The sequence below is a fragment of the Marilutibacter maris genome (assembly GCF_006546735.2).
Lineage (GTDB): Bacteria > Pseudomonadota > Gammaproteobacteria > Xanthomonadales > Xanthomonadaceae > Marilutibacter > Marilutibacter maris.
In genome coordinates this window covers 1-1,307 of record NZ_VICD02000067.1, presented here as the reverse complement: position 1 = coordinate 1,307, position 1,307 = coordinate 1, and the positions used below count along the sequence as shown (strand labels likewise).

Here is a 1,307-nt window from a genome sequence, read left to right as displayed (position 1 = left end):
TCGGCACCCCGCGCGCGGTGATCGAACCCCAGCGCGACGTCGCGGTCTGGACCTGGGACATCGCCAGCGAAGCCTTCGGCAACAGCGCCCCCAACCCCGACCCCGACGGCGACAGCACCGCCTTCACACTCGATATGCGCTTCCCGGGCCAGCGCTACGACGCCGCGAGCGGGTTGAACTACAACTACTTCCGGGACTATGAGGCGGGGGTGGGGCGGTACTCGCAATCGGATCCGATTGGTTTGAGTGGTGGGGTCAGCACGTATTCATATGTACTGAATGCTCCCATTTCGGGTATAGACCATAATGGGCTTGAAACCTGTCGGGTTATTCAGTATGGCCCATTTTTGTCTGAAATTAGATGTTATTCAGATAATCCTCCAGCGACGACATACTTTCCCGCACATGATCCGCCAATTGGCTGGGGAGGGACTCCGCCCTATGAGGGAGGTGAATGGAGGGCGAATACTCCGCCCTATAGTGTTTCAGATTTATCTGATAACATCATAAAAACGTCATTTCCAATAATAAATGCATATTTACACAGCCCTATAATCCAGCTCACGGCAGAGCTCAGTGAGTGCCTCGAAGCAGATGCGCCAGGAATGCCAACTGCGGAGGATGGCTACTCTCCACCAAGAAAATGGGATGGAAAGAAGATTAGAAGTCCAAATGGAAGAGGGTACGGTTGGCCGGATAAGAAAGGTCGTGTTTGGGTTCCAACAGGCCCAGGAGGATCGGCTCACGGTGGGCCCCATTGGGATGTACAAATACCAGGTGGTGGATATATAAATGTATATCCTGGCGGGCGAGTGAGGGGAGGTCGGTGATGCCAAATGTGCAGGTTGTTGATGGTGCAGATAATTGCACTTACGACATATTTTATGTCGAAGACAATGATTTTTATCTAATATTCTCTGAAAGAGATCAGGATATTGAGTTCTCGGATGATTTTGTGGGTCGGGTTGGAGAGGATAAAGCTGCTGAGGTATATGGGAGAATGTGGAAGAGAAGGGTTGATAAGAAAGAAGTTGTTGGAATTAGCGGGACACTTTTCTTTCAGCTTTCTGAAAAGAAGATGTTCTATCCGACCAAGAAAGAGTCGGAGATGTCCATTCCTTGGCTAAATGGAAACGAAGAGTGAGCTGATCTGGGTGACATAAAATTTTGTCGTGCTATTAGTCGAGGGTTGCAGGGCTTTTGATTAGCTCGCAGCGCCGCCAACCGCCTGAGCGCGGTCAAGCAGGGCGGCGCGGTGACGATGCACTACGGCTACAACGGCCGTGGCGAGCGCGTGCATCGCCACC

The 1,307-nt window shown here is 51.7% G+C and carries 2 protein-coding genes and 1 pseudogene; all 3 read left to right on the top strand.

Annotated elements, in window-relative coordinates:
• Window positions 1-317, top strand: a pseudogene (locus FKV24_RS19770) (RHS repeat-associated core domain-containing protein); the annotation flags it as partial.
• 288 nt (window positions 318-605) lie between these two features.
• Window positions 606-830, top strand: coding sequence for a polymorphic toxin type 37 domain-containing protein (locus FKV24_RS20190; RefSeq protein ID WP_170288213.1), 225 nt, complete (start codon window positions 606-608; stop codon window positions 828-830).
• Window positions 830-1,144, top strand: coding sequence for a hypothetical protein (locus FKV24_RS04840; protein WP_141481571.1), 315 nt, complete (start codon window positions 830-832; stop codon window positions 1,142-1,144). Before FKV24_RS20190 ends, FKV24_RS04840 begins: the two co-directional genes overlap by 1 nt.
• Window positions 1,145-1,307: the final 163 nt, after the last annotated feature.